The sequence below is a fragment of the Xanthomonas sp. NCPPB 901 genome, from assembly GCF_056725085.1.
Genome location: NZ_CM161511.1, coordinates 4,249,734 through 4,274,506 on the forward strand (window position 1 = coordinate 4,249,734; position 24,773 = coordinate 4,274,506).

A 24,773-nucleotide genomic window follows, 5' to 3' on the forward strand; every position below is an offset into this window, starting at 1 on the left:
AATTCAATGGCATCGATAGTCGGAGCTCATCCGGCTATCACGGAACGGATCAGTCAGCGTATCGGTGTACTTACCCATCAACAATCGATGCGTTGGCAACAGGTTTTTCCGATAGAACCTACTGAACGATGCCAGGCGCTCTCCGCGCGGGGTTAGCCGGACACAGCCGTTGTGGATTTCGATGGTACCGGACTGCAGCTGCTCGGTCAGGCGCACTTCGACAAGATGATGTTCGCGCACATATTCGTCGGTGAATACCTGTCGGAATGCATCCTCGCGAATCCCGCCGCCACGTTGATGCAGCTTTTCCAGGATATAGAAGGAAAGCGATCGATCGATGACCGTCGGCACAGAGATGGCGAAGACGTAGCCGCCGAGCATCCAGATCAGCAAGAGCTGGATGATCTCAAGGCGGGAAAAGTCCCGGAACCCGCGAAGCAACGCCATCCCTGTCGCCACAACCACCACGGCGATGAGCGCATCCAGAATGCTCGCGTATAGAACTACGTTAACGCGAAAGTGGCGCATATGAAGGTAGTACACCCCCAACAGGACGACGACGAAAACGATCGTCGCGAGGAACGCGCGCAGAATCTTATTCACTTGAACACCATAAATTTGTTGACGACGAAACTAAAGGCCATCTGCATAAACGTGGCCAATACGAAGCCAACCCGGTAATCCAACCCGAGTCGATCGGCCCAAATGTGCATGACTAGAGCGTGCAACACGGCGATGCATGCATATAAAAGGACGAACAGCGTACCCTGTTTCAGCAATCGACCGGAGGTACCACGAAACACGAAATAGCGGCTACCGATGAAGGAAGCCGTGATACCAAAGATCGCCGCCAATCCGTTGGCGGCGCCGGCGGAGGTCATGCCCAACACCTCCAGGTTGAACTTCAACACCAGAAAATGGATGGCAGTGGCGACCACGCCATTGATTAGATAGCGAGCGACCTGGCCTCCCAGCAGTGCCTTACTCACTACGGGCATGCAGAACCTCTGCCACGAAGTCGCGATAACTTCCGCTCAGCAGGACTCCGCCGCCGCGCATCATTCCGGACAGCATGAGGATAATGAGCGTCAGTGCGGCAGTCTGCAGGAATACCAGCAGGAGAATGCCCGCGGCGAGCGAAAACCAACCTGGTGTCGCGAAACCAAACGTTTTCAGAACTAGCGCAATTACGCCACCAAGAATGGAAAGGCCCGCGACCAAGGTACAAGCGATACCAACCCTTACCAACACATCCTCCGCGAACACCATCAGAGCGCGGAATCCATGCAAGGCTAGGCCAACGAAGTTCATCTTGCTACGCCCCGCATAACGGGGACCGCGATCCAGCGCACAGGTCTGCACACGCAGCTTCGAGCCCAGTACCGCAGCGGCGACATGCGTCCACAGCTCCTGCATGGCTGCCAGCCGACGCACCGCCGGCATCTTCGCCGCCATGAAATTTCCGAAGCTGATCTTGCGGCCGCTCAGCAGGGAGAACAGCAGCTTGTAGACCAGATAGAAACTCTTGAACTTCAGCGACTCAACTCGGCTCTTACGTGTCGCCACGACCACGTCCACCTCAGATGAGGCCAGCCCTCGAACCAGTTCGGTAATGCTTTGCGGAGTGTCCTCGCCGTCGGAATCCATGCTAACGACGATGACATCGTCACCGAAGTGTTCGGCGACATAGCTCAAACCAATTGCGATAGCGCGCTGGTGACCGACATTGCGCCGCAGCTTGATTACCACGCCCTCCAAAGCCGCGGCTTCGATCGCCGACACCTCTAGCGGTTGACGGACCGAGCCATCGTCGACGGCGACGATGTAGATATCCGGCCCCTGGGTCCGGGCGAGCTCGAGGAACAACTTGGAAGACGCCTCCAGGTCCTCGTACACCGGCATCACCACAACCTTGCGCATCGTCGTCACGCTCAGGCCTGCAGACGCTGACGGAAGTATGCGATTGTTTCCTTCAGACCGTCCTCCAGTGCAACCTTGGGTTCCCAATCGAAGGTAGCCTTGGCCAGACGGATGTCCGGCTGCCGCTGCTTGGGATCGTCCGAAGGCAGCGGACGATATTCGATCTTCGATCGCCCGCCGACCAGGCGCAGCACGGTTTCCGCCAGTTCGAGCATGGTGAACTCGCCCGGGTTGCCGATGTTCACCGGTCCAGTGAAATCTGCGGGCGACTCCATCAGGCGCAGCATGCCTTCGATCAAGTCGTCGACGTAGCAGAAGCTGCGGGTCTGGGTTCCGTCGCCATAGATGGTGATCGGCTCGCCCTTGAGCGCCTGCACGATGAAGTTGCTGACCACGCGGCCATCATTCGGGTGCATACGCGGCCCATAGGTATTGAAGATACGCATGACCTTGATTTCGAGCTGGTGCTGGCGCCAGTAATCGAAGAACAATGTCTCCGCGCAGCGCTTACCTTCGTCGTAGCAACTGCGGATACCGATCGGATTGACCCGTCCCCAGTAGCCTTCCACCTGCGGGTGGATCTCCGGATCGCCATAGACTTCGCTGGTACTGGCCTGCAAGATGCGTGCACCGACGCGCTTGGCCAAGCCAAGCATGTTGATCGCACCGTGCACACTGGTCTTGGTCGTCTGCACCGGATCGTACTGATAGTGCACAGGAGAGGCAGGACAGGCGAGGTTGAAGATGCGATCGACTTCGACGTAAAGCGGGAAGGTCACGTCGTGACGCATCAGTTCAAAACGCGAGTGATTCAACAGGCCTGCGACGTTGGCCTTCGCCCCGGTATAGAAGTTATCGACACACAACACGTCGTGGCCGGCGTTGATCAGCCGATCGCACAAATGGGACCCCAGAAAGCCAGCCCCACCGGTGACCAGCACCCTCTGTTGATGTTCAAGCACGTACGATTCTCCGAGAAAGTTGCGGCACGACGGACGGGCCGAGGGGCCGCAAGCGGCACACCGGCATTTTAGCTGTGGATTGTATTCGAAATTGCTGTCCGATTCGGAGCCACGGAGCCCTCTGCCCTCCCAGCAGGGGACGGCGAACCAAGGGCGCCGGACGTGGCCCATCCTGCGCTCGGGGCTTATCCAGCCAAGCCCCCTGCAGCAGTAGACCAAGCAACGCCTCATCGTCACGGCAGATCGGGCCCCGGACAGACTAGCGACCACTCGCCACAATCGGGATGACGGCCGTGGACTAGCCAGCTACCGGAGGCCAGCGAGCACAGGCCCGCATCCAAGGCGCGCCACTGGGTTCGAACGCGCCCTCGAAGCAAGCCAGGCTCGGGGCCCACTGAGGGCATGACACGATCGCAGATCACGATGACTGCCGACGGATCGCAACTGATTATCGGCAGCGTGGTGCCGGCCGTCGCGTCCCCACGGCTGCGCGCGAGGCATTCCTGCAAGCAGGCTCCCCCAAGTCACCGCGCAGGGACACCGAGTCAACGCTGGGTTCAAAGTGCCGCATGCTCCAGCGAGCACCGATGCGCTCTCTAGTACAGCAACTTTTCCATCAACCCATGCGACGACTCGCGCCAAGTTAAGGTCCGGATGTTGGCCGGCACCTTCCATCCCTGCGCTACACCACGCTCGATCTCGTCTGCCAACGCATCTGCATCTCCGACGGGGAAGTAGCTCGCCTCCTCTCCCGCGATCTCCTTGAAAACATCGAGATTGCTGAGCAGAAGCGGCTTACCTCGACTGCCTGCCTCCACCACAGGCAGACCAAACCCTTCCGCAAGTGATGCCTGCACCAAGACGTCCGCCCTGTCCATCAAGTGGTGAAGGTCGGTGTCGGACATTCCCTGCAACCAGAAAAGTCGCCTGCCCAATTGCGGATGCGCCTCGATTTTTTTAACGAGTTCCTCGACGTTCCAACCATTTTTACCGACGATGGCGAGTGCGGCATCACCACCACGTGCCCACACCTTCTCGAAGGCTACCAGGATCGTGGCGTAATCCTTACGCGGCTCGACCGTACCAATCGCGAGTACCAAAGGAATGCTCCCCAGCGCATCCAGCAAAGACACGATCGCCTCAGAGGCCTGACCGGAGATTTGGCCGGACTCCAGATCGCTGCCCAAGTGCATCGCGCGCGTCCAGGGCCTCGCTACGGGACGGACAGACTGCTCATCAAGGAAACGCTCAAGATCCTGCCGCGTCGCCTCGGAAATACAGACAAACCCATCGGCGGTGGCGGCAGCATGCTCAAGCCATCGCCGGAACGCTGGCGGCATGCCGGGATCGCAGGTGTGTGGCACTAGCAGGGGGATCAGGTCGTAAACCATCCACACCACCTCACCGCCCGCGGCGGCGACCTGAGCGTGCAGGGCGTCGAACCGCTCCGGACTCCACCACGACGAGTCGAGCATGAAAAGCAGATCATTCGGCTTTACCGTGACTCGCATACCCGCATTGGCGATGTCGATGGACATGCCTAGGTGGCTGGCAGCGTAGTCGCTGGCATACAGGATCCCGTGCTCGGTCCAGCAAATAGGCTGGACTTCCACTTGAACGTCCTCGGCCAGCGCATGCAAACCTGCACAGTAGTTGCGGACAACGCGCTGAATGCCGCTGCGCGCATCCAGTCGCACTACCTCACTGACATCGACCAGGATCCGGCGTCGACCGCGTGCGGCAGCCGCGGCAAGCCCCCCTTCCAGCTGACCAACTGCGTCGGGCGCTGCAATCAGCAAGCCCGACCAGGTATCGATATCCTCATGGGTCACCCGCACACGGTCGGAATCCCCGACCTTGCCAGACTCGGATTGCACCACGGTTGCGTCGCTCGCCAGAGTGCGCATCGCCGCCAGCGCGGTTTCAGCACAGGATTCCCAGGTGTACGCCCAGGCATGCGCCTTGACGCCGGAAACCAACACCTCGCGAAAAGCAACATCTTCCAATGCGGCTTCAAGAAGCGATGTGGCCGCATTGATGTCATGCGGACTGAACAGGCAGCGCGGATCGTGCACCACTTCAGGCAGGCTGCCGGTGTCAGCGCTCAGAACAGGCGCGCCGAATGCCATCGCCTCAAGCACAGGGAGGCCAAAGCCCTCGTAGAAGGAAGGAAAATAGAATACTCGACAGGCCCGATAAAGGGTTGCCAACTCGACATCGTCAACCCGCCCGAGCACGCGCACCCGCGAAGCTATATGCGAAAAGGAACCTGCAAGAGCCTCTTTGACATCGGTTCCAACTTGGGTGAGCACAAGCAGGTATTTCTTCTGGAGGCTACGCGGCAGTCTTGCGAACGCCTCAACCGCACCCAGGGTATTCTTGCGCCAGTCACCATTACCGACCATCAGCACGAAGGGCGCGTCGATACCGTGCCGCGCAAGAATCCGCTCATCTACAGGCGAATCAGCCTGCGCAATGGCCAGCATGTCCGGATCAAGTCCGGCATTGATCACATGTATCTTTTCCGGAGAGATACCGAGCTTGTCGATCAGATCGACGCGCGTCGCTTGAGAGATTGACAAAAAACAATCGAATTTTGTGAAACTCTCGCATTTGCGCGGATACCACTCGGCCAAGAACGGGTCCGGCTCAAGATAGCGCTCCGGGTACAGCAGCGGGATTACATCGTATGCAATCACCGCTGTCTTCGGTCTCGGGTCCGCCGCCCAATCGATTGCCGTTGTATAGCTACTGCGCGTTTCAAAGAAACTGGTATGCAACAGCGCATCGAGACCCAGGGACTCAAAGAATCGGCCCCGAAGGCGCGCCGCGCTATGCATCCGCAGCGCGTCATGATCGACGAAAGCGCTTGTGGGATAGTGCATTACCGTAGTGGCTGCACGCACACACTGATGGCGCAAGCGCGACCGAGCCTGGCGCAGACGCACAGGGTCCGCACCATCCAGCGCCAGCAGGATCTCGTCGTCCTGGCGCTGCCGCACCATCTCAGCGACCAAGTTGTCGGCATACCTGCCGATCCCGCGATCCCGCGAATCGGTCAAACAGGCCTGCATGTCGATAGCAAAACGCACCGTACTCCCCCTACTCGGTCGTTCAGCTCGAGAGTCGACGCATATCCGCGTCTACCATCATCGTGATCAGCTGCTCAAGGGAGGTCTTAGGCTTCCAGCCAAGCTTTTCCATTGCCTTGCCGGGATTTCCGAGCAGCACGTCCACTTCGGCCGGACGGAAAAACTTCTCGTCGATCACCAAGTGATCATCCATGTTCAAGCCCACATGGCCAAAGGCGATCCTGCACATGTCGCGCACGGTCGTGGTAAGGCCAGTGGCAACCACATAATCGCCACCTTCTGGTTGCTGCATCATCAGCCACATCGCCTCAACATAGTCTCCGGCAAAGCCCCAATCGCGCTTTGCATCGATGTTGCCCAGGCGCAGCTCACGCTGTTTGCCCAGCTTGATACGGGCCACAGCATCAGTGACCTTGCGCGTCACGAACTCGATACCACGCAGCGGCGACTCATGATTGAACAGGATGCCGCTCGAAGCGTGCATTCCGAAGCTCTCTCGATAGTTCACCGTCGCCCAGTGCGCCATCAACTTCGCCACGCCGTAGGGACTACGAGGGTAGAAAGGCGTCGACTCACTCTGCATCTCGGCCTGGATCAGGCCGAACATCTCACTGGTGGACGCCTGGTAGAAGTGGGCCTTGTCATTGGCGATACGCACCGCCTCCAGCACGTTGAGGGCGCCAACGCCATCGACCTGAGCCGTCAAGATCGGCTGCTGCCAAGACGAGCCGACAAAGCTCTGAGCACCCAGGTTGTAGACCTCGTCCGCCTTGGAGATCTGCATGGCGCGGATGAGCGAGGACAGATCCGTCAGATCTCCATCGAGCAGGACGACATCGTCGGCGATACCCAGTTCACGAAGGCGCCACAGCGTGTCGCTACTGCGACGGGCAAGGATGCCATACACCTTGTAACCTTTGGACAGCAGAAGCCGGGACAGGTATGCACCGTCCTGGCCGGTGATCCCAGTGATCAGGGCGCTCTTACTCATTGATTTTTCCTTGCATGTTCGAGAATTTCAGAAAGCGTTGATTGTATGTCGAAAGCCTGAGCCCAGCCGGTATCGCGCTGGAGTTTTGCAGGACTGGCCACCATGCGCCTCTGCTCAGACGGGCGCAGCTTGGCCGGATCTTGGCGAACTTCCGCCTCGACGCCGGTGAGACGGCACATTTCCCCGAGCAAATCGCGGACGCGGCGCTCTACGCCGGACGCAACGATGTAGGTATCGCCGGACCTGCCACGCGCCAGCAAAGAGGCATAAGCCGCAACAACATCGCGCACGTCACTGAAATCGCGCGTCGTGTCGATGTCCCCCGCCTCGATCACCGGGGGCTGCCGCCCTTCGGCAATGGCGATGACCTGCCGAGCCAGGGAAGAAAGCACAAAACGACCGCTCTGGCCAGCGCCAACGTGATTGAACGGGCGGGCGATCACCACATCGAGCTTCTCGCTTCGGTGCCATTGCAGGCAGAGCTGTTCGGCGGCCCATTTGCTGACGGCATATGGGTTGCGAGGCTCCGGCAAAAGGGTTTCGTCGACAGGAAGATCGCTCTCTTGCACGCTTCCGTAGATGTCACCGGAACTGACGTACAAGAAACGGCCGGCAAAGCCTTTTCGAGCAAGCACCTGAAGCAGGTGCAGAGTCCCGATCAAGTTGACCTGCAACGTCTCCTCAGGATCGTCGAACGACTGCGGTACGAAACTCTGTGCAGCAAGATGGACGACCGAGTCAGGACACGCGTCACCCAGTGCGTCTTCAATCGCGGCCACGTCACGCAAGTCGGTCCCGGCTGGCAAGGACATGACCTCGACATCACCGAAATGCCCTCGCGCCACCGAATCCAGCAGATGCTTTCCGACGAATCCGCCGGCGCCAGTCACAAGAAGCTTTTTTCGAGCATCATTCATTGGAAACTTCCCCACGATGGGCAACAATCGCGTAGTCAGGAGCGGCGTGCGTACGGGCGAGCAGACTGTTGATCGAGGATGACCCCGGCAACGCGTCGGGCAGCAGGGCTGGAGCACTCAGATCACGCTCTTCACTGAGGCGCTCGATCTTTGCGTCCGGATAACCACGCGCCTCGACAACCCAACGCAGCATCTCGGGCGGCAACGGATTGCGATGGGTAGGATCCATGTAAAAATAGATCGTCGCCACATCCAGGTTCTCGGGATTGGGCGTTTCCAGGATCAACACACCGCCAGGACGCAGCACGTGATGGCACGCGTCAATGAGTTCCACAACACGGTCGAACGGAAGGTGCTCGACCAGGTGCATCGAGGTGACCGCGCCAACGCTACCTGCAGGCATGGCTCGTAGCACTTCGATGGCATCCCCCTCGATCACCTCCATACCCCGCTCCGTCGCATCATTGACGAAACGGGAGTTGAGATCGACACCACGCGCATGCAATCCTTCATCACGCAACAGCGCAAGCCACTCTCCACGACCGCAGCCGACATCGACGACAGGGGCCTCCAGCGTTCCTGCTCCACAGTCGCGGACGAGTTGCAAGTAGGGTCGGGCGCGCGCCTGGATCAGCCACTCCGGTCCACGAAAGCGATCTTCGAACGATGAATACAGCGCATCCAATTGTGGCGCGAAAGCAGCGCGACGCGCTTCCTCCTCCACCAGTCGGATTTCACGCGCTTCCAGACGCGAAAGGGTTGCCCGATCACGCTCCAGGCTCGAGGACAAGTCCCGTAAAGAACTTGCGACCTCGAGAAGCGGGGCGACCTGAGACTGCACCAGCGCCTCCAGCGCCTTGCGAGCCTCACGCGACGCAGAAAGCTCATGCTCGACCGCCTCGAGCCTGCTGCCGGCTTCCAGTACTATTTGATTGACGTGCCGCCCCAATCGATGGATCTCGCGTGCGCCTCGCACCTCCAGCCACTCCATTTGGCGTCCGCGACGCCCGAGGCACAGCAGCTCATGGCCCCAGGAGAGGAGCGGGCCCACCAAAGGCTTGCGCTTCCAGCGATGCAATAGCCAGGCGAGGCGCAATCCACGCACCGGCACGCCCACGGCCATGCCCTCGGGCGAAAAACGCAGCGAGGCGATGACTTCAAGCTTGGTCTGCACCCCCTGACGCAGCGCTTCAATATTTCCAAGAAACCCAGCCGAGTCCGGTGCACGACGTAGCAGCACACGATAAGCGTTGCTGACGAAGTCGGCATCGTCCTGAGAAAGCAGATCCGGCAAGTCGTAGACTTCACGTGGCGGCGTTGCGGGTGCGGCCGCCGTCCATATCTCGAAGTTTTCCGGCCACAGCAGCGAATCGACGCCAGTGACACCCGTTGCCGTTCTTCTGAGCACGACCGCGTTGATTTTCCGCAAGACCTCGCCAACGCTCATTTCCAGCAGCACCGGCGGGGACGTCACAACGTTCTTGGGCTGCGTAGTCACGGCAAGCGATCTCCGCGCGGAACGTGGATCGACAACATTGGCGGAATCCAAGCGGTACCGACGAAGGTGTCGTGACGAATATTGGCGACATTGAAAACCAAGGCCAAGTCCCGCCACTGGTAGTTCTTGACAAGATGGGTCTCGGTACTGGACAGCGCCACCGAGACCGAATAGGTACCCGGGCCGAGATTCATCGGAAAGCGCGCCTCGGCGACCAACTGGTCACCAGCCTCCAAACCCTCTTGAGTCTGACCAGTATGATGGGTGTTCGTGCCAAAAACCGGCTGACCCAGCCGATCCTTGATCATGTAGCCGAGCACCAGCCGGTCGATCGAGTCGTTGACGCGAATCTTGCAGCGCAGAGTCACCGCATCGCCTACGCCAACGTATTCAACCGGATCACCGGCTTCGTCGAGAAGTTGAATCGAATCAAACACGGCCTCGCCGCTCCCGGATTCGGTCGCTGTACGACCGTCCTCGGTGCTTGCAGTCCTGACGCTGGTGTTTTCCTTTTCGGCAATTAGGGCGTTGTAGTAATCCATGACTTCCTGCGGATCGCCATCTCTTATCAGTCGGCCGCCCTCGATCAGCAATGCGCGATCACACAATGCCTGAATTGCGCCGGCATCGTGGGAAACAATCAACAGCGTCGTGCCAGCCTCACGGAACTCGCGTATCCGCTTGAAGCACTTGTGTACGAAATACGAGTCCCCCACTGATAGTGCTTCGTCCACGATCAGGGTTTCCGGCCGCACAGCAGTCGCCACGCTGAACGCCACGCGCATTTGCATGCCGCTCGAATAGGCACGGATCGGTTGGTCGAAATACTCACCAATCTCGGCAAAATCCTCGATCGATTCGAGCATCGATTCGATCTCGTGACTCGACGCCCCCATTAGGCCGAGAGCATGGCGGGCATTCTCGCGACCAGTTAGTTCCGCATTGAAACCAAGCCCAAGCTCCAAAAGCGCCGAAATGCGCCCATTGGCCATCACCGAGCCTTCGTTGGGGCGCACCGTGCCGGTAATGATCTTGAGCAGCGTACTCTTGCCGGCTCCGTTCTGCCCGACCAGGCCAACTGCTTCGCCGCGCCCTATCCGGAACGAAACGTGCCGCAGCACCCAGTGCTCGGACTGTGGCTTGACGGGAACGCCGAACCAGCTGGCAAAACGCTGCAACTCACTCCGATAGCTTCGGTAGCACTTGCCCACCCCATCGACGACCAACACGGAATTTTTCATAACGCATCAACCATTTCGGCCGAGGCGCGCCGAAAAACGAAGAACGAGAGGGCAAGCGCCACCAACGCAAACACAGCCGGATAAACGAGTGAGTTCTGCGGTGCACGACCGTAAAGGAAAATGTCGTGGTATCCCGTCGCTAGTGCGGCGACAGGATTCAATCGCAGGACGACCTGGAACCTTTCAGGAACAACCTGCGCGGGGTAAGCGATCGGCGTCATCCAGAACCAGAACTGCATCACCACGGCCATGATTTGTCCGATATCGCGTGCAAACACGTTCAGCGTACCAAGCAGCAGGCCGACCCCGGTCGCCAATGCTACATTAATCAGCAGCAACAGGGGCAACCACACCAGCGCCGGCGTCAGCGAGATCCCCAAGATAGGCACCAGCACCATGATGACCGCGAACAAGGCAACATTTGTTACCAGCGCCGACCCAACCACGACCAACGGCAAACTGATTCTCGGGAACTGCATCTTTTTCAGCAGCGAGCCATTGTCGATGAAGACCGTGAGGCAACGCTGCACGATCTCCGCGAACGCCGACCAGCACAGCAGGCCGGAAAGCAGGTAGACCGCGAAGGCGAAATGATTGTCGACACCCGGCAGCTTGGCCGCCAGGACATTCGACAGCACGATCGCGAAAATCAATGCCTGTGCCAATGGCTGCAGAACGATCCAGAGCGTACCCAGCTTGCTACGCGCCAGCTTGGAGCGGAAATCGTTGGCGATCGACGAGGCAATGAAGCCCCTGTAGCGCCATGCGGCCGCAATCAGTGATGACATGAGGTACCCGTATCGTAATGAGAGTGAATCGCCGGGCCGGCGGCAAGCTCGCGCAGGCGAACATCGATGGCGCTGACCGCGCGCTGTGGCGAGAGGAGCGTGCAAACCGATTCCGCAGCACGCTGGCCGAGTTCCCGCGCTCGAACCGGGTCGTCGGCGAGCGTCCGCATGAACGCTGCTGCCTCCTCCACGTCAGGTTCGGCCCAGACATCGCCAGGCTCGTGCGGATATTCCCCCTCGCGTACATGCACCAATCGATACCCCACAAGCATCGCATTGCCTGCCTCCATGAAGTCCATGTTGCCGGACCAGGCGGTCGCGATGACGGGCTTGCCCATCGCCATGCATTCGGCCAGCCCCAAACCGAAGCCCTCTGCTCGATGCAGCGAGACATACGCATCGCAGCAGCGCTGCAAGGCATACACGTGAGGACGCTCAATCACTTCGTCGCGCACGATAATGCGCGGATCAGTGGCTGCCTCGTTGAGCAGGCGACGGAACCAATCCTGGTAGCGGTGCCCATTGCTGGACTTCACCAGCAGGCGCACATCGTCACGATCCTTGGGGAACGCACGCTTGAACGCCGCAATTGCAGCATAGGGATTCTTGCGCTCCACCCAGGAATTAAAGTCGAAGGTGATCAAAAAAATGAACTTGCCTTCTTCAAGCCCAAAATCCGCGCGTTGCAGGCCACTGTCGCCGATGGCCGAAAGTGGCTGCGGCACGCGCAAGATCGGTTTGCCAGTGGCCTTGGAGAATGCGCCTTCGATGAAGCGGCTGGCGACCATGATTTCGTCGACCTGGGCAATGGCGGGAAGCCAAGCGTCGGGAACGCGCTCGAGTTCCCAGAACCAGCAGGCAATCAGATGTTTTCCTGAGAGACGTTCGACGCCCACGAGCTCGAGTGCTCGCTCCAGATAATCGGGATTGACAAAAATGATACTGACCGGATACGGAAGATCATCGCCGACCCACGCATCCAGACTGTGCTCATCCCAGCCGTGCGGCAGACCAAGGTCGATATCGAACAGCCGCACCGGCACCCCAGCCTCGATCAGCGCACGTGCATACATCCGCAGGCTTTCACCCAAGCCGAACTGTCCGCGTACGTAGCCAAGAATATTGACCCCCGGACCAGCAGCCGCCCGCATCGGCGCAACGGGGCCGGCACCAGCCGAGTGCGACAAGCGCTCCCAGGCGGGCGTCCGTTGGAAACGCACGCTTTCGGCGGACGGCGCAGACAGCAACCGAGCGGCACCAACGCGCCAGGAAAGTGGCAATTTCCGGTAGAGCACGCCCAGCCCGCTGCGCTGCCTGATCCAGGCAGACAGATTGAGCAAAAGCAGGCCTTTCGGCCCGCGCTGGCGCAGCTCGCTCACCGGATGGACTCCAGCCGCCACACCCTCATGCCAGCGCGCGCTCCAGGTCTTCCCGCAAATCCCCCACATCCTCCACCCCCACACTCAACCGCACCAACGCATCGCTGATGCCGAGCTGTTCGCGGCGCTGCACCGGCACCGAGGCGTGGGTCATCACCGCCGGGTGGTTGACCAGGCTTTCGACGCCGCCCAGGGATTCGGCCAGGGTGAACAGGCGGGTGCGTTCGCAGAAGCGCTTGGCCGCCTCGAAGCCGCCCTTGAGCACGATCGAGACGATGCCGCCGTAGCCGCTCATCTGCCGGCCGGCCAGGGCGTGCTGCGGGTGCGAGGGCAGGCCCGGGTAGATCACCTTCTCCACCGCCGGGTGCGTGTCCAGCCATTGCGCCAGCGCCAGGGCGTTGTAGCAGTGCGCGCGCATGCGCAGCGGCAGGGTCTTCAGGCCGCGCAGCGCCAGGAAACTGTCGAACGGGCCCTGCACGCCACCAACCGAGTTCTGCAGGAAGGCCAGTTGCTCGGCCAGCTCGGCGTTGTCGCCGACCACGGCCATGCCGCCCACCATGTCCGAGTGGCCATTAAGGTACTTGGTCGCCGAATGCACCACGATGTCCGCGCCCAGCGCCAGCGGCCGCTGCAGCAGCGGCGAGGCGAAGGTGTTGTCGACCACCACCAGCAGGCCGTGCTTGCGCGCGATCGCGGCGATCCCGGCAATATCGACGATCTTCAGCATCGGATTGGTCGGGGTCTCGATCCACACCATCTTGGTGGTCGGACGGATCGCCGCCTCGAACGCGGCCGGATCGGTCAGGTCGACGAAGCCGAACTCCAGCGCCGCGGTGCGCCTGCGCACGCGCTCGAACAGGCGGTAGCTGCCGCCGTACAGGTCGTCCATCGCGATCACGTGGCTGCCGCTGTCCAGCAGCTCGATCACCGTGGCGGTGGCGGCCATGCCGGAGGCGAAGGCGAAGCCGCGGCTGCCGCCTTCCAGCGCCGCCACGCAGCGCTCGTAGGCGAAGCGGGTCGGATTGTGGGTGCGCGAGTACTCGAAGCCCTGGTGTTCGCCGGGGCTGGACTGGGCATAGGTCGAGGTCGCGTAGATCGGCGGCATCACCGCGCCGGTGGACGGGTCCGGATGCTGTCCGCCATGAATGGCCAGGGTCGCCAGCGCCAGCGCAGGGCCGTCGCCATGGGGATTCGACGTGTTGTCCGTCATGAGGGGTTCCCGGAAAAGGGGCGTGATTCTAGCAGCGCGGTCTGAACGGCCCCATGCAGCGCGGGGCCGTGCCGACCGCAGGGATTACTGCACCCGGCGGCGCAGGTAGTTGAGCAGGTCGATGCGGGTGATCAGGCCGAGGAAGGCGCCTTCGTTCATCACGATGGCGACCTGGCCGCGGTCGAACACCGGCAGCAGGGCCTCGATCGGCGATTTGACATCCAGCCGGTCGAGCTTGCTGACCATGGCCGTGGCCACGGGGTCGCGGAACCGCGCCTCGTCGCCGTAAACGTGCAACAAGACATCGCTTTCGTCGACGATACCGACCAATTGGTCGCCTTCCATGACCGGCAGCTGCGACACGTCGTACAGCTTCATGCGCTGGTAGGCGGTGGTCAGCAGGTCCTTGGGGCCGACCACCACGGTGTCGCGCTGGCTGTACGGGCGCAGGATCAGGTCGCGCAGGTCGCCGTGCTGCGGGCGCTCCAGGAAGCCGTTGTCCAGCATCCAGTAGTCGTTGTACATCTTCGACAGGTACTTGTTGCCGGTGTCGCAGACGAACACCAGCACCCGCTTGGGCTCGGTCTGCGCGCGGCAGTACTTCAATGCCGCCGCCAGCAGGGTGCCGGTGGAGGAGCCGCCGAGGATGCCTTCCTTGGCCAGCAATTCGCGGGCGGTGTGGAAGCTTTCGGCGTCGCTGATCGAATAGGCCTTCTTGACCCGGCTGAAATCGGAGATCGCCGGCAGGAAGTCCTCGCCGATGCCTTCCACCAGCCAGCTGCCGGACTTCTCGCTGACCGTGCCCCGCTCGATGTACTCGGTCAGGATCGAACCGACCGGGTCGGCCAGCACCAGCTCGGTATGCGGCGAGGCCGCGGCGAAGGCGCGCGACAGGCCGGTCATGGTGCCGGAGCTGCCGCAGCCGAACACGATCGCATCCAGCCGGCCGTCCATCTGCCGCAGGATCTCCGGGCCGGTGCCGAACTCGTGCGCGGCCGGGTTGTCGGCGTTGCCGAACTGGTTGATGAAGTAGGCCCCGGGGGTCTCGGCGGCGATGCGCGCGGCCAGGTCCTGGTAGTACTCGGGGTGGCCCTTGGCCACGTCGGAGCGGGTCAGCACGACCTCGGCGCCCATCGCCTTGAGGTTGAAGATCTTCTCCCGGCTCATCTTGTCCGGGACCACCAGGATCAGCTTGTAGCCCTTCTGCTGGGCGACCAGGGCCAGGCCGATGCCGGTATTGCCGGCGGTGCCCTCGACCAGCACCGCGCCGGGCTTGAGGTCGCCGCGGCGCTCGGCCGCCTCGATCATCGACAGGCCGATGCGATCCTTGATCGAGCCGCCGGGATTGGCGCTCTCCAGCTTCAGGTACAGCTCGCACACCCCGGCGTCGAGCTTGCTGGCCTTGACGATGGGGGTGTCGCCGATCAGGTCGAGTACGGAGGAGTGAATGGCCATCGGGTCCGAGTGCGTCGCGCCGCGGCAGCGGCTGGACCGGGCATTATCCCTGCTCGGGGGTGGAAAGTCAGAGAATGCGCGCGGCGCAGACGAAAAAAGCCGCAATCGCGGCTTTCGGGAGGGGGATGACGCGGACGGTGGCAAGCCGACGAGGAGGCCAGCCACCGCCCGCGACAAGGGGAAAGCGGACGGTCAGTGCGGCTTCTGCTCGTAAAGGCGCAGCAGCTTTTCCTTGGCGGCGAGCTTTTCGCGCTTCATCTGCGCCAGGGTGACATCGTCGATCGGCAGTACGCCGAGCTCGGCGTCCATGCACTTCTTGTCCAAGGTCTTGTGCCGCTGGTAGAGCTGCTTGAACTCCGGATCGGACTTGATCAACGCGTCGATTTCGGTCTGCGGTTGCCCTTCGAACATAGGAATAGCCTCCTTCAGCTAGAAACAAGAACGCCCCGGCCGCTGCGGCACGGGGCGTTGCCTGGGAGCGGAAGCGTGCGAGCCGCCGGCTGCACCGCCGCAACGCCTGGAACCGCGGTTCCTGCGACGTCGGATTGCGGTGCGCGCCACTGCATCATCGGCTCGAACTCCTCCGTTGGCACCAGGCGGCGGGAGTGTCGCCTGGAATACCGACCCTACGCTTCCCCACCGCCGCGGACAAGAGAAGCAGGCCCGCTTTACCGCATTCAGTTGCTCGGCGCTCAGGACCAGGGAAAAACCCCGTTAAACCACCGGCGCAGGGACCTCGACTGCCTCAGGGCGCGATCACGACTTCGGCCGAACGGGCCTTGGTCGAGGCGCCCTTCTTGCCGACCGCCTGCACCCGGTTGGCGGCGACGCCAGCGCTGACCAGGGCCGCACGCAGGGCGTCGGCGCGCTTCTGCGCCACCCCGGCGTCGCTGTCGTAGGCCTCGATCCGCGCCCGGCCCTTATTGATCTGCAGGTACTGCGACAAGGCCTTGGCCTGGTTCGCGGCATCGCCCGACAGCGCCGCCTTGCCGGCGCCGAAGGCCGCGCCGGTGAAGGTGAAGACCTCCCCGCGGGCCTCGAAGCGCGAAGCCGGCAGCTTGGCGCCGGCGACCAGTTCGGCCTCCTCGCGCGCCAGCTTGGCCGACTTCTGCTGCGCGGCGCTGAGCTTGGCGGTCTGCTGCCCGGCAACGCTGGCCAGCGCCGCATCGGCATCCGCGCGCGCGGCCTGCTCGGCCTCGGCGGCCTGGCGCAGGCTCTCGGCCTCCTCGGCCTGAATCTGCGCCTGCACGCGCAGGCGCTCGGCCTCCTGGCGGGCGCGCGCGGCCTCGCGACGGCTGGCCTCGATCAGCAGGTCGCTGCGGGTCTTCTCCAACTGGTCGACCTGGCGCCGTGCCAGTTCCGCGCGGGCCATGGTCTCGGCGATCTCGACCCGGCGCTCGGCCAGGTAGCGCGCCTCGTCGCGCTCCTTGCGCTTGGCGTTGGCGAAGTTGGCCACCGCCTGCTGCGCCTGCAGGCGCTCGTAGGCGGCGACATCGGCGTTGAGCGGATCGGCCTGCAGCGCCATCAGGCGCTGGTTGAGCACGGCCAGTTCCGGATCGTCGGCGGCCAGTGCGCCCGGCGGCGCCAGCAGCAGCGCCAGCAGGGCCAGGCGGCGCATCCCGTGCAGCGCGCGGCTCATGGCGTGCCCTCCCCGGTGCCCAGGGTCTGTTGCAGCTGGGCCACCTCGGCCTGGCGCTGCTTCAGTTGCGCGGTGGCCACCGCCTCCTCGCTGCGCGCCCGCGCCAGGTCGGCATCGGCGGCCACGCGCAGCGCCAACTGCGGCGCGGTCTTGCGCGCGCGGCGATCGAGCGCGGCCTGCTGCGCCTGCTCCAGGCCCTGGCGGGCGCTGGCGAGCAGGTCCGGCGCGTACTGGTCGGCATCGGCCTGGATCGCGCGCTGCAACGCCTGCTGCGCGGCCAGCAGTTCCGGCGAAGCCACCTGGGCGAACGCGGCCGGCGCGGCGAACAACGCCAATGCGCAGGCCATCACATACTGCTGACAACGGAAGTGTGCGAAGCTAGTTTTCATCTAGGGGGGCCGTGGACGGAGACGTCGATCACGGCCATTGTCGGAAGCCTGTGGCGCGCTTGCAACGGGCGACTGCGGATCGTTGGGGAACCATTGCGCATGGATATCGGCTATTTCCTGAAGCTGATGACCGAAAAGAACGCCTCGGACATGTTCCTGACCACGGGAGCACCGGTCTACATCAAGATCGAAGGCAAGCTGTACCCGCTCGGCGCCACCGGCCTGCCGCCGGGCATGGTCAAGAAGATCGCCTACTCGCTGATGGACGAAAGCCAGGTGCCGCTGTTCGAGCGCGAACTGGAATTGAACATGGCCATCGCCCTGCAGGACGCCGGACGCTTCCGCGTCAACGTGTTCAGGCAACGCGGCGAGGTCGGCATGGTGATCCGCGCGATCCGCAGCAAGATCCCCAGCATCGAGGAACTGCACCTGCCGCAGGTGCTCAAGGACGTGATCATGACCCCGCGCGGGCTGGTCCTGGTGGTCGGCTCGACCGGCTCGGGCAAGTCCACCTCGCTGGCGTCAATGATCGACTACCGCAACAGCACCACCACCGGGCACATCCTCACCATCGAGGACCCGATCGAATACCTGCACAAGCACAAGCTGTCCATCGTCAACCAGCGCGAGGTCGGCCTGGACACCCACGCCTTCCACAACGCGCTGAAGAACGCGATGCGCGAGGCGCCGGACGTGATCCTGATCGGCGAGATCCTGGACGCGGAGACCATGGAGGCGGCCATCGCCTTCGCCGAGACCGGGCACCTGTGCCTGGCCACCCTGCACTCCAACAACGCCGACCAGACCATCGAGCGCATCCTCAACTTCTTCCCCGAGAGCGCGCACAAGAACGTGCTGATGAACCTGTCGCTGAACCTGCGCGCGGTGATCTCGCAGCGCCTGGTCAAGGACAGCAGCGGCCGCCGCCGGCCGGCCTCGGAAGTGCTGTTGAACACGCCGATGATCCGCGACCTGCTGCGCCGCGGCCAGGTCCACGAGATCAAGCAGGCGATGGAGGAGTCGCTGGAGGAAGGCATGGAGACCTTCGACCAGTGCCTGTTCCGCATGGTCAAGCAGGGCCAGATCGAGCAGGAGGAGGCGCTACGCGCGGCCGACTCGCGCGACGGCCTGGCGCTGAAGTTCCGCCTGTCCGAAGGCGGCAGCGGCGAGCACGACCCCTACGCCGACTACGACAGCGGCCCCAGCGCCGCGCCGCGCATCACCCACGGCTTCATCTGAGGCGTCGCCGTAAGTAATGCGGCGCCTATGCAATGCGGCGCCTATGCAGGGATCCCTGGGTAGGAGCGGCTTCAGCCGCGACGGCTATCCCGATCGTGCCCGGTCGCGGCTGAAGCCGCTCCTACGACGACGCCGGGGTTACTGCGCGTCCGGCTGGAGTTCCGGGCGCGCCGCGTCGAACGCCGGCAGCGCCAGGCAGGTGCGTTCGATCCGCTGCAGGGTCGGATAGGCCTGCAGGTCCATGCCGAAGCGGCGCGCGTTGTACAGCTGCGGCACCAGGCAGCAATCGGCCAGGCCCGGTTGCTCGCCATGGCAGAAACTGCCGGTGTCCGGCGACTCGGCGAGCAGTTGCTCCAGCGCATCGAAGCCGGTCTGCATCCAGTGCCGCATCCACTCCTCGCGCTCGGGCTGCGGCACGTTCCAGGCGCTTTCGAAGAACTGCGCCACGCGCAGGTTGTTGAGCGGATGGATGTCGCAGGCGACCAGTTGCGCCAGCCCGCGCACGCGGGCGCGGTCGATCGGCGCGTCCGGCAGTAGCGGCGGCTCCGGCCAGTGCTCGTCCAGGTATTCCAGGATCGCCAGCGACTGGCGGATCGGCTGGCCGTCGTGGCACAGGGTCGGCACCAGTTCCTGCGGGTTCAACCGCGCATATTCCGGCGAGTGCTGCTGGCCGCCATCGCGCACCAGGTGCACCGGCACCGCCTGGTAGGCCAGCCCCTTGAGCTGCAGCCCGATGCGGACGCGGTACGCGGCGCTGGATCGCCAATAGGTGTAAAGCTGCAGTGCCTCGTCCATGCCCGCCTCCGTCTGCGCAGTCGACAACGATACCGGTGGACACCGGCGCCACGGCACCGCCGGTCGCCCCGGTAGCGCCGCCGGCCGGGTCAGGGCAGCGGCGCCTGCTCGATGCGCTGCTCGATCGCGCCGAAGATGCTCACTCCGTCACGGTCCAGCATCTCGATCCGCACCACGTCGCCGAAGGACATGTACGGCGTGCTCGGCTTGCCGTCGCGCAGGGTTTCCACGGTGCGCTGTTCGGCGAAGCAGGAGGCGCCGCGCGTGGTGTCCTGGTTGGCGATGGTGCCCGAGCCGACCACCGCGCCGGCCGCCAGCGGCCGGGTCTTGGCCGCGTGCGCGACCAGCTGCGCGAAATCGAACTGCATGTCCTCGCCGGCCTCCGGCGCACCGAACCAAGCGCCGTTGATATGGGTCAGCAGCGGCAGATGCACCTTGTTGTCGCGCCAGGCCTCGCCCAGTTCGTCGGGGGTGACGAACACCGGCGACAGCGCCGAGCGCGGCTTGGACTGCACGAAGCCGAAGCCCTTGGCCAGCTCCGGCGGGATCAGGTTGCGCAGCGACACGTCGTTGACCAGGCCGATCAGTTGGATGTGCGCGGCGGCCTGCGCCGGCGTCACCGCCATCGGCACGTCGTCGGTGACCACCACGAGCTCGGCTTCCAGGTCGATGCCGTAGTCCTCGCTGACCACCTTGACCGCATCGCGCGGGCCGTAGAAACCGGCGCTGACCGCCTGGTACATCAGCGGGTCGGTATAGAAGCTCTCCGGCACCTCGGCACCGCGCGCGCGGCGCACCCGCTCCACGTGCGGCAGGTAGGCGCTGCCGTCGAGGAACTCGTAGGCCCGCGGCAGCGGCGCGGCCAGCGCCGCCATGTCCAGGTCGAACTGGCCGTCGGCGCTGCCGTCGTTGAGCGACTCGGACAGGGCGTTCAGGCGCGGGGCGAGGTTGCTCCAGTCCTCCAGCGCGCGCTGCAGGGTCGGCGCGATGCCGGTGGCGCGCACCGCGCGGGTCAGATCGCGGGACACGACGATCAGGGTGCCGTCGCGACCGCCTTCCTTCAGGGAACCTAGCTTCATGTCCGTCCAGTGCTGGGGGCTGAGCCGGCGATTGTACGGCCAGACGGCCGCTTGGTTTCAACTGAAACGGAACGACATTTTGTGCGGCGCGCCAATTCAGGTACACTGCGGCGGTCTGCATGCGGCCGTCCGTTTCCCTCAGGGACCGCCGGCGAGGCCAGGATCGCAATGATCCGCTCGCCCGCCCCGCCCGACGCCTTTCGTGGTGCCGACGAACCCCAGCCTCGTGCTGCGGGTTGATCCACCCTCTCGCAGCGCGGTTCACGGGAACGCTCCGAGCCTCACCTACTTGCGCCTGCGCACCGGGTCCGTCCCGGTGTCGGCGCGTTATCCGGAGCATCCTAATGTCGTTCGAATCCTTGGGCCTTGCGCCCTTCCTGCTGCGCGCGCTGGCCGAGCAGGGCTACGAAACCCCCACCCCGATCCAGGCGCAGGCCATTCCCGTCGCCCTGGAAGGCCATGACCTGATGGCCGGCGCGCAGACCGGCACCGGTAAGACCGCCGCGTTCGGCCTGCCGCTGCTGCAGCACCTGGGCACCTCGCCGCAGCCGGTGGGCCCCGGCCCGCGCAAGCCGCGCGCGCTGGTGCTGACCCCGACCCGCGAACTGGCCACCCAGGTGCACGACAGCCTGCGCGGCTACAGCAAGTACCTGCGCATTCCCAGCGCCACCATCTACGGCGGCGTGGGCATGGGCAACCAGCTCGACGCGCTGCGCCGCGGCGTGGACCTGCTGATCGCGTGCCCGGGCCGCCTGCTCGACCACCTCGAGCGCCGCAGCGTGGACCTGTCCGGCATCGAGATCCTGGTGCTGGACGAGGCCGACCGCATGCTCGACATGGGCTTCCTGCCGTCGATCAAGCGCATCCTGGCCAAGCTGCCCAAGCAGAACCGGCAGACCCTGCTGTTCTCGGCCACTTTCGAGGAAGGCATCAAGCAGCTCGCCCGCGAGTTCATGCACGACCCGCAGGAAATCCAGGCGACCCCGAGCAACACCGTTGCCGACACCATCACCCACCGCGTGCACCCGGTGGACGGCGCGCGCAAGCGCGAACTGCTGCTGCACCTGCTGGCCGCCGATTCGCGCAAGCAGACCCTGGTGTTCGCCCGCACCAAGCACGGCGCCGACAAGCTGACCACGTTCCTGGACAAGTCCGGGCTGAAGACCGCGGCGATCCACGGCAACAAGAGCCAGGGCCAGCGCCTGCGCGCATTGAGCGACTTCAAGGCCGGCCGCATCACCGTGCTGGTGGCCACCGACATCGCCGCGCGCGGCATCGACATCGACCAGTTGCCCAAGGTCATCAACTACGACCTGCCGATGGTCGCCGAGGACTACGTGCACCGCATCGGCCGCACCGGCCGCAACGGTTCGACCGGCGAGGCGATCTCGCTGGTGGCGCAGGACGAGGCCAAGCTGCTGCGCGCGATCGCACGCATGCTCAAGCGCGACATGGACATCCGCGACGTGCCCGGCTTCGAACCGGCCACGCCGATCCGCTGGGGCAACAACAACCCGCCGGACGAGCGTCCGGGCGGCCAGCGTCCGCCGCGCCGCGGCAGCCATGCCCGCCGCGGCCATGGCGATGCGCCGGCGCACGCGCACGCCCATGCCGGCAGCAAGAAGCCCGGCGGCAGTCACGCCGACGGCGCCCGCCGCCAGGGTCAGGGCCAGGGTCGCCGCCACGGCAACGGCGGCAACCGCGCGCCCGCCGCGCCGCGCTGAGCCACACTGAGCGCGCGCCCACGGCATTGGCCGTGGGCGCCGCAACACCGCCAGAGCCGCCCTTCGGGGCGGCTTTTTCATGCGCCCCGCTCCTGCGCCAGGAGCCCGCGCAGCGTGCGGCCGTCGCTGGCGGCCGCCCCCGCCACGCGCCTTCGCCTCAGCCGCCGATCAACGCGACATTGCGGTCGATCTGCGCGCGATACGCGTCCAGCACCGCGGCAGTGCGCGCGATGTAGGTGCGCAGATCGTCCCAGCGCCGGTCTTCCAGCGCTTCGCGGATGCCGGGCAAGGTCTTGACCTCGTAGCCGGTCGCCAGCCCCGGCGCGTAGACCAGATTGCGGTACCACGCGCGCCCGGGCAGCCCTTCCTCGGCCAACAGGCGCTGGTCGATGCGCTGCAACGAGGCGTTGAGCGTGCGCCGCGTCGCCGCATCCAGCGCGCCGGCACGCGCGGCCAGCGCCGCGTCGTAACGCTGGCTGCTGGCCTGCAGGCGGGCGATGGCCTGGTCCAGCGCGGCGAAATCGATCGGCGGCACCGCCTGCTTGGGCGGCGGCGGCTGCAGCGGACGATTCGGATTGTCGGCCGCGCGGTAGGCGCCGTCGCGCAGCAGCGCGGCCTGGGTCAGCGCGGCCTCGCGATCGCTGTCGGCCTGCTGCTTGAGTTCCTTGGCATAGCCGGCCACCGCATCGGCGAAGTCGCCGAAGCGCTGCGGCAACACCGGCGCATTGGCCACGCGCAGCACGGTACGGCCGACCGTCTGCGACAGCAGCGGCAGGTAGTGGAAGTCCGGGTCGATGAAGCGCGCGAAGTAGTCGTAGGAATCGTAGAGCGAGTGATAGACGCCGCTGCCGCCGCCCTGGCCGCCATAGCCCAGGTCCAGCGTGGCCAGGCCCAGGTGCTGCAGGAACGGGCTGTAGTCGCTGCCCGAGCCCAGCGCCTTGAGCGGCAGGTCCTCGCCCGCTGCGGCCTTCCTGGCGATGTCCTTCTGCAGCGGCTTGGCGTTGGACGCCAGCGCCTCCAGGCGCGCGCGGGCACGCTGCCGCTCGAGCACGCTGACCCCGCTGTCGGGATCGCGCAGGTCCGCGGCCACGCCGTTGACCAGCCGCTGCAGCGCATGGCTGCCGCCGGCGTTGAGGAAGCCGCGGCCGTTGCCGTCGGTGTTTACGTACAGCACCGCCTTGCGCCGCAACTCGTCGGCATGCTGCTCGGCCCACTCGGTGGACCCCAGCAGCCCGGCTTCCTCGCCGTCCCAACTGGCGTAGACCAGCGTGCGCCGGGGCCGCTGGCCCTGCCGCGCGAGTTCGCCGATCGCCTTGGCCTCGGCCAGCAGCGCGGCGGTGCCGGACAGCGGGTCGGCGGCGCCGAACACCCAGCCGTCGCGATGGTTGCCGCGCACCACCCATTGGTCGGGATACTCGCTGCCGCGCAAGGTGGCGATGACGTTGTACAGCGTCTTGCGCCCGCTCCAGTCGGCGTCGACCTTCAGGTGCACCTGCGCGGCGCCGTCGCCGCCGAGGCGGTAGGTGATCGGCAACGCGCCGCGCCAGTCCTCCGGCGCCACCGGGCCGCGCAGCGCCGCCAGCAGCGGTTGCGCATCGCCCCAGCTGATCGGCAGGGTCGGGATCTTCAGCACGCTGCGCGCCTGATCCAGCGGCAGGCGCTTGGCGCCGGCGGTCGCGCCCACGCCGGGGGTCAACGGATCGCCGGGATAGATCGCGAAGTTGGCGACTGAGCCGCGCTGCACGCTCCACTGGTTGCGCGCCGGACCGTCCGGATACGGCAGGTCCTGGAAATAGCCGTCGTCGCGCGGATCGGAGTAGATGATCGCGCCGATCGCGCCGTGCTCCTGCGCCAGGCGCGGCTTGAGCCCGCGCCAGCCCTTGCCGTAGCGGGCGATGACGATCTTGCCGCGCACGTCCACGCCATTGCGCGCCAGCGTTTCGTAGTCCTCGGCGATGCCGTAGTTGACGTAGACCAGGTCGGCGGTGACGTCGCCGTTGCCGCCGTAGATCACGTACGGCGGCAACACGTCCTGGGTCTGCGTCGAGGTGCTGTCGCCGGGCAGCGGCGGTTCCTGCAACCGCGCCACGTACGGCTGCGCGCCCAGCAAGCGCAGTTCCGCGCTCCTGGGCGACGGCCACAGCACCTGGTATTCCTCGATCCGCGCATCCCAGCCGTAGCTGCGCAAGCGCGCCTGCAGGTCGCGGGCGTTCTCCAGGTTGTGCGGGGCGCCGACCTGGTTGGGACGCGAGGACCACTGTTTGAGCCAGCCGCGGTAGTCCGCGTCCTGCAGCCCGGCATCGAAGCGCGCCTCCAGCGCGCGTTGCGCCTCGGCGGCCGCGGCGTCGTAGCCGGGCAACGGCGCCGGCTGCGCGAACGCGGAGGACACGGCGAGGATCAGGACCAGCCCGGCACTGCGGCGGCGGTGCGACATGAAGACACTCCTTGAAGGGGA

Annotated in this window: 21 protein-coding genes; 2 read left to right on the plus strand and 19 right to left on the minus strand. The window is 64.4% G+C overall.

Annotated features, from left to right (window positions below):
• Positions 1–3 precede the first annotated feature (3 nt).
• The 16 genes from AC1PME_RS17980 to AC1PME_RS18055 all read right to left on the minus strand — a co-directional run bounded on the left by AC1PME_RS17980 (position 4) and on the right by AC1PME_RS18055 (position 17,481).
• Positions 4–603, minus strand: coding sequence for a hypothetical protein (locus AC1PME_RS17980; RefSeq protein WP_307552485.1), 600 nt, complete (start codon positions 601–603; stop codon positions 4–6).
• Positions 600–998 (minus strand): GtrA family protein, encoded by a 399-nt coding sequence (locus AC1PME_RS17985; RefSeq protein WP_481096590.1) that lies wholly within the window; start codon positions 996–998, stop codon positions 600–602. The genes AC1PME_RS17980 and AC1PME_RS17985 overlap by 4 nt, the downstream gene beginning before the upstream one ends.
• The gene (locus AC1PME_RS17990; protein WP_307553057.1) at positions 982–1,920 is read right to left on the minus strand and encodes a glycosyltransferase; all 939 of its coding nucleotides are present in this window, start codon (positions 1,918–1,920) and stop codon (positions 982–984) included. The genes AC1PME_RS17985 and AC1PME_RS17990 overlap by 17 nt, the downstream gene beginning before the upstream one ends.
• Before the next feature lie 11 nt (positions 1,921–1,931).
• Positions 1,932–2,882, minus strand: a complete 951-nt coding sequence (locus AC1PME_RS17995; protein ID WP_307552489.1) for a UDP-glucuronic acid decarboxylase family protein — start codon at positions 2,880–2,882, stop codon at positions 1,932–1,934.
• A gap of 596 nt (positions 2,883–3,478) precedes the next feature.
• On the minus strand, positions 3,479–5,974 hold the full coding sequence (locus tag AC1PME_RS18000) for a glycosyltransferase family 4 protein (protein WP_481096591.1): 2,496 nt from the start codon (positions 5,972–5,974) through the stop codon (positions 3,479–3,481).
• A gap of 22 nt (positions 5,975–5,996) precedes the next feature.
• Positions 5,997–6,965: a GDP-mannose 4,6-dehydratase gene (locus AC1PME_RS18005; RefSeq protein ID WP_307552493.1), complete on the minus strand. Its 969-nt coding sequence runs from the start codon at positions 6,963–6,965 to the stop codon at positions 5,997–5,999.
• A complete protein-coding gene (locus AC1PME_RS18010; RefSeq protein WP_307552495.1) occupies positions 6,962–7,882 on the minus strand; it encodes a GDP-mannose 4,6-dehydratase in 921 nt (306 codons plus the stop codon). Before AC1PME_RS18010 ends, AC1PME_RS18005 begins: the two co-directional genes overlap by 4 nt.
• Positions 7,875–9,380 carry a methyltransferase domain-containing protein gene (locus AC1PME_RS18015; RefSeq protein ID WP_481096592.1) on the minus strand — a complete coding sequence of 502 codons (1,506 nt, stop codon included), beginning with the start codon at positions 9,378–9,380 and terminating at the stop codon, positions 7,875–7,877. The genes AC1PME_RS18010 and AC1PME_RS18015 overlap by 8 nt, the downstream gene beginning before the upstream one ends.
• Positions 9,377–10,621, minus strand: a complete 1,245-nt coding sequence (locus tag AC1PME_RS18020; RefSeq protein WP_481096593.1) for an ABC transporter ATP-binding protein — start codon at positions 10,619–10,621, stop codon at positions 9,377–9,379. The genes AC1PME_RS18015 and AC1PME_RS18020 overlap by 4 nt, the downstream gene beginning before the upstream one ends.
• A complete protein-coding gene (locus tag AC1PME_RS18025; protein ID WP_307552500.1) occupies positions 10,618–11,409 on the minus strand; it encodes an ABC transporter permease in 792 nt (263 codons plus the stop codon). The genes AC1PME_RS18020 and AC1PME_RS18025 overlap by 4 nt, the downstream gene beginning before the upstream one ends.
• Positions 11,397–12,788: a glycosyltransferase family 4 protein gene (locus tag AC1PME_RS18030; RefSeq protein WP_481096594.1), complete on the minus strand. Its 1,392-nt coding sequence runs from the start codon at positions 12,786–12,788 to the stop codon at positions 11,397–11,399. The genes AC1PME_RS18025 and AC1PME_RS18030 overlap by 13 nt, the downstream gene beginning before the upstream one ends.
• A gap of 25 nt (positions 12,789–12,813) precedes the next feature.
• A complete protein-coding gene (locus tag AC1PME_RS18035) occupies positions 12,814–13,998 on the minus strand; it encodes a cystathionine gamma-synthase (RefSeq protein ID WP_481096595.1) in 1,185 nt (394 codons plus the stop codon).
• 84 nt (positions 13,999–14,082) lie between these two features.
• Positions 14,083–15,453, minus strand: a complete 1,371-nt coding sequence (locus tag AC1PME_RS18040; protein WP_481096596.1) for a pyridoxal-phosphate dependent enzyme — start codon at positions 15,451–15,453, stop codon at positions 14,083–14,085.
• A 192-nt stretch (positions 15,454–15,645) separates the two neighbouring features.
• Entirely contained in the window at positions 15,646–15,864 is a 219-nt protein-coding gene (locus AC1PME_RS18045; protein WP_010340228.1) for an HP1242/YdcH family protein, read from the minus strand.
• A 334-nt stretch (positions 15,865–16,198) separates the two neighbouring features.
• Positions 16,199–17,071 (minus strand): hypothetical protein, encoded by an 873-nt coding sequence (locus tag AC1PME_RS18050; RefSeq protein WP_481098147.1) that lies wholly within the window; start codon positions 17,069–17,071, stop codon positions 16,199–16,201.
• A gap of 17 nt (positions 17,072–17,088) precedes the next feature.
• The gene (locus AC1PME_RS18055; protein ID WP_481096597.1) at positions 17,089–17,481 is read right to left on the minus strand and encodes a DUF4398 domain-containing protein; all 393 of its coding nucleotides are present in this window, start codon (positions 17,479–17,481) and stop codon (positions 17,089–17,091) included.
• Positions 17,482–17,580: 99 nt separating this feature from the next.
• Between AC1PME_RS18055 and AC1PME_RS18060 the strand changes: the two genes are divergently transcribed.
• A complete protein-coding gene (locus AC1PME_RS18060; RefSeq protein WP_254459208.1) occupies positions 17,581–18,720 on the plus strand; it encodes a PilT/PilU family type 4a pilus ATPase in 1,140 nt (379 codons plus the stop codon).
• A gap of 138 nt (positions 18,721–18,858) precedes the next feature.
• On the opposite strand, the gene maiA is transcribed toward AC1PME_RS18060, so the two are convergent.
• Positions 18,859–19,515 carry a maleylacetoacetate isomerase gene (gene maiA, locus AC1PME_RS18065; protein WP_481096598.1) on the minus strand — a complete coding sequence of 219 codons (657 nt, stop codon included), beginning with the start codon at positions 19,513–19,515 and terminating at the stop codon, positions 18,859–18,861.
• An 89-nt stretch (positions 19,516–19,604) separates the two neighbouring features.
• A complete protein-coding gene (locus AC1PME_RS18070) occupies positions 19,605–20,594 on the minus strand; it encodes a fumarylacetoacetate hydrolase family protein (protein WP_481096599.1) in 990 nt (329 codons plus the stop codon).
• 344 nt (positions 20,595–20,938) lie between these two features.
• Here AC1PME_RS18070 and AC1PME_RS18075 point away from each other — a divergent pair, with 344 nt between their 5' ends.
• Positions 20,939–22,318, plus strand: coding sequence for a DEAD/DEAH box helicase (locus AC1PME_RS18075; RefSeq protein WP_254459211.1), 1,380 nt, complete (start codon positions 20,939–20,941; stop codon positions 22,316–22,318).
• Positions 22,319–22,475: 157 nt separating this feature from the next.
• On the opposite strand, the gene AC1PME_RS18080 is transcribed toward AC1PME_RS18075, so the two are convergent.
• Complete coding sequence (locus tag AC1PME_RS18080; protein ID WP_481096600.1) at positions 22,476–24,752, minus strand: transferrin receptor-like dimerization domain-containing protein; 2,277 nt, start codon at positions 24,750–24,752, stop codon at positions 22,476–22,478.
• Positions 24,753–24,773 lie beyond the last annotated feature (21 nt).

Excerpts from the sequence above, each read along its gene's own strand:
- AC1PME_RS17985 (WP_481096590.1), bottom strand. The coding sequence starts at position 998 with ATGCCCGTAGTGAGTAAGGCACTGCTGGGAGGCCAGGTCGCTCGCTAT.
- AC1PME_RS17990 (WP_307553057.1), bottom strand. The coding sequence starts at position 1,920 with ATGCGCAAGGTTGTGGTGATGCCGGTGTACGAGGACCTGGAGGCGTCT.
- AC1PME_RS18005 (WP_307552493.1), bottom strand. The coding sequence starts at position 6,965 with ATGAGTAAGAGCGCCCTGATCACTGGGATCACCGGCCAGGACGGTGCA.
- AC1PME_RS18010 (WP_307552495.1), bottom strand. The coding sequence starts at position 7,882 with ATGAATGATGCTCGAAAAAAGCTTCTTGTGACTGGCGCCGGCGGATTC.
- AC1PME_RS18020 (WP_481096593.1), bottom strand. The coding sequence starts at position 10,621 with ATGAAAAATTCCGTGTTGGTCGTCGATGGGGTGGGCAAGTGCTACCGA.
- AC1PME_RS18025 (WP_307552500.1), bottom strand. The coding sequence starts at position 11,409 with ATGTCATCACTGATTGCGGCCGCATGGCGCTACAGGGGCTTCATTGCC.
- AC1PME_RS18035 (WP_481096595.1), bottom strand. The coding sequence starts at position 13,998 with ATGACGGACAACACGTCGAATCCCCATGGCGACGGCCCTGCGCTGGCG.
- AC1PME_RS18040 (WP_481096596.1), bottom strand. The coding sequence starts at position 15,453 with ATGGCCATTCACTCCTCCGTACTCGACCTGATCGGCGACACCCCCATC.
- AC1PME_RS18045 (WP_010340228.1), bottom strand. The coding sequence starts at position 15,864 with ATGTTCGAAGGGCAACCGCAGACCGAAATCGACGCGTTGATCAAGTCC.
- AC1PME_RS18050 (WP_481098147.1), bottom strand. The coding sequence starts at position 17,071 with ATGCGCCGCCTGGCCCTGCTGGCGCTGCTGCTGGCGCCGCCGGGCGCA.
- AC1PME_RS18055 (WP_481096597.1), bottom strand. The coding sequence starts at position 17,481 with ATGAAAACTAGCTTCGCACACTTCCGTTGTCAGCAGTATGTGATGGCC.
- AC1PME_RS18060 (WP_254459208.1), top strand. The coding sequence starts at position 17,581 with ATGGATATCGGCTATTTCCTGAAGCTGATGACCGAAAAGAACGCCTCG.
- maiA (WP_481096598.1), bottom strand. The coding sequence starts at position 19,515 with ATGGACGAGGCACTGCAGCTTTACACCTATTGGCGATCCAGCGCCGCG.
- AC1PME_RS18070 (WP_481096599.1), bottom strand. The coding sequence starts at position 20,594 with ATGAAGCTAGGTTCCCTGAAGGAAGGCGGTCGCGACGGCACCCTGATC.
- AC1PME_RS18075 (WP_254459211.1), top strand. The coding sequence starts at position 20,939 with ATGTCGTTCGAATCCTTGGGCCTTGCGCCCTTCCTGCTGCGCGCGCTG.
- AC1PME_RS18080 (WP_481096600.1), bottom strand. The coding sequence starts at position 24,752 with ATGTCGCACCGCCGCCGCAGTGCCGGGCTGGTCCTGATCCTCGCCGTG.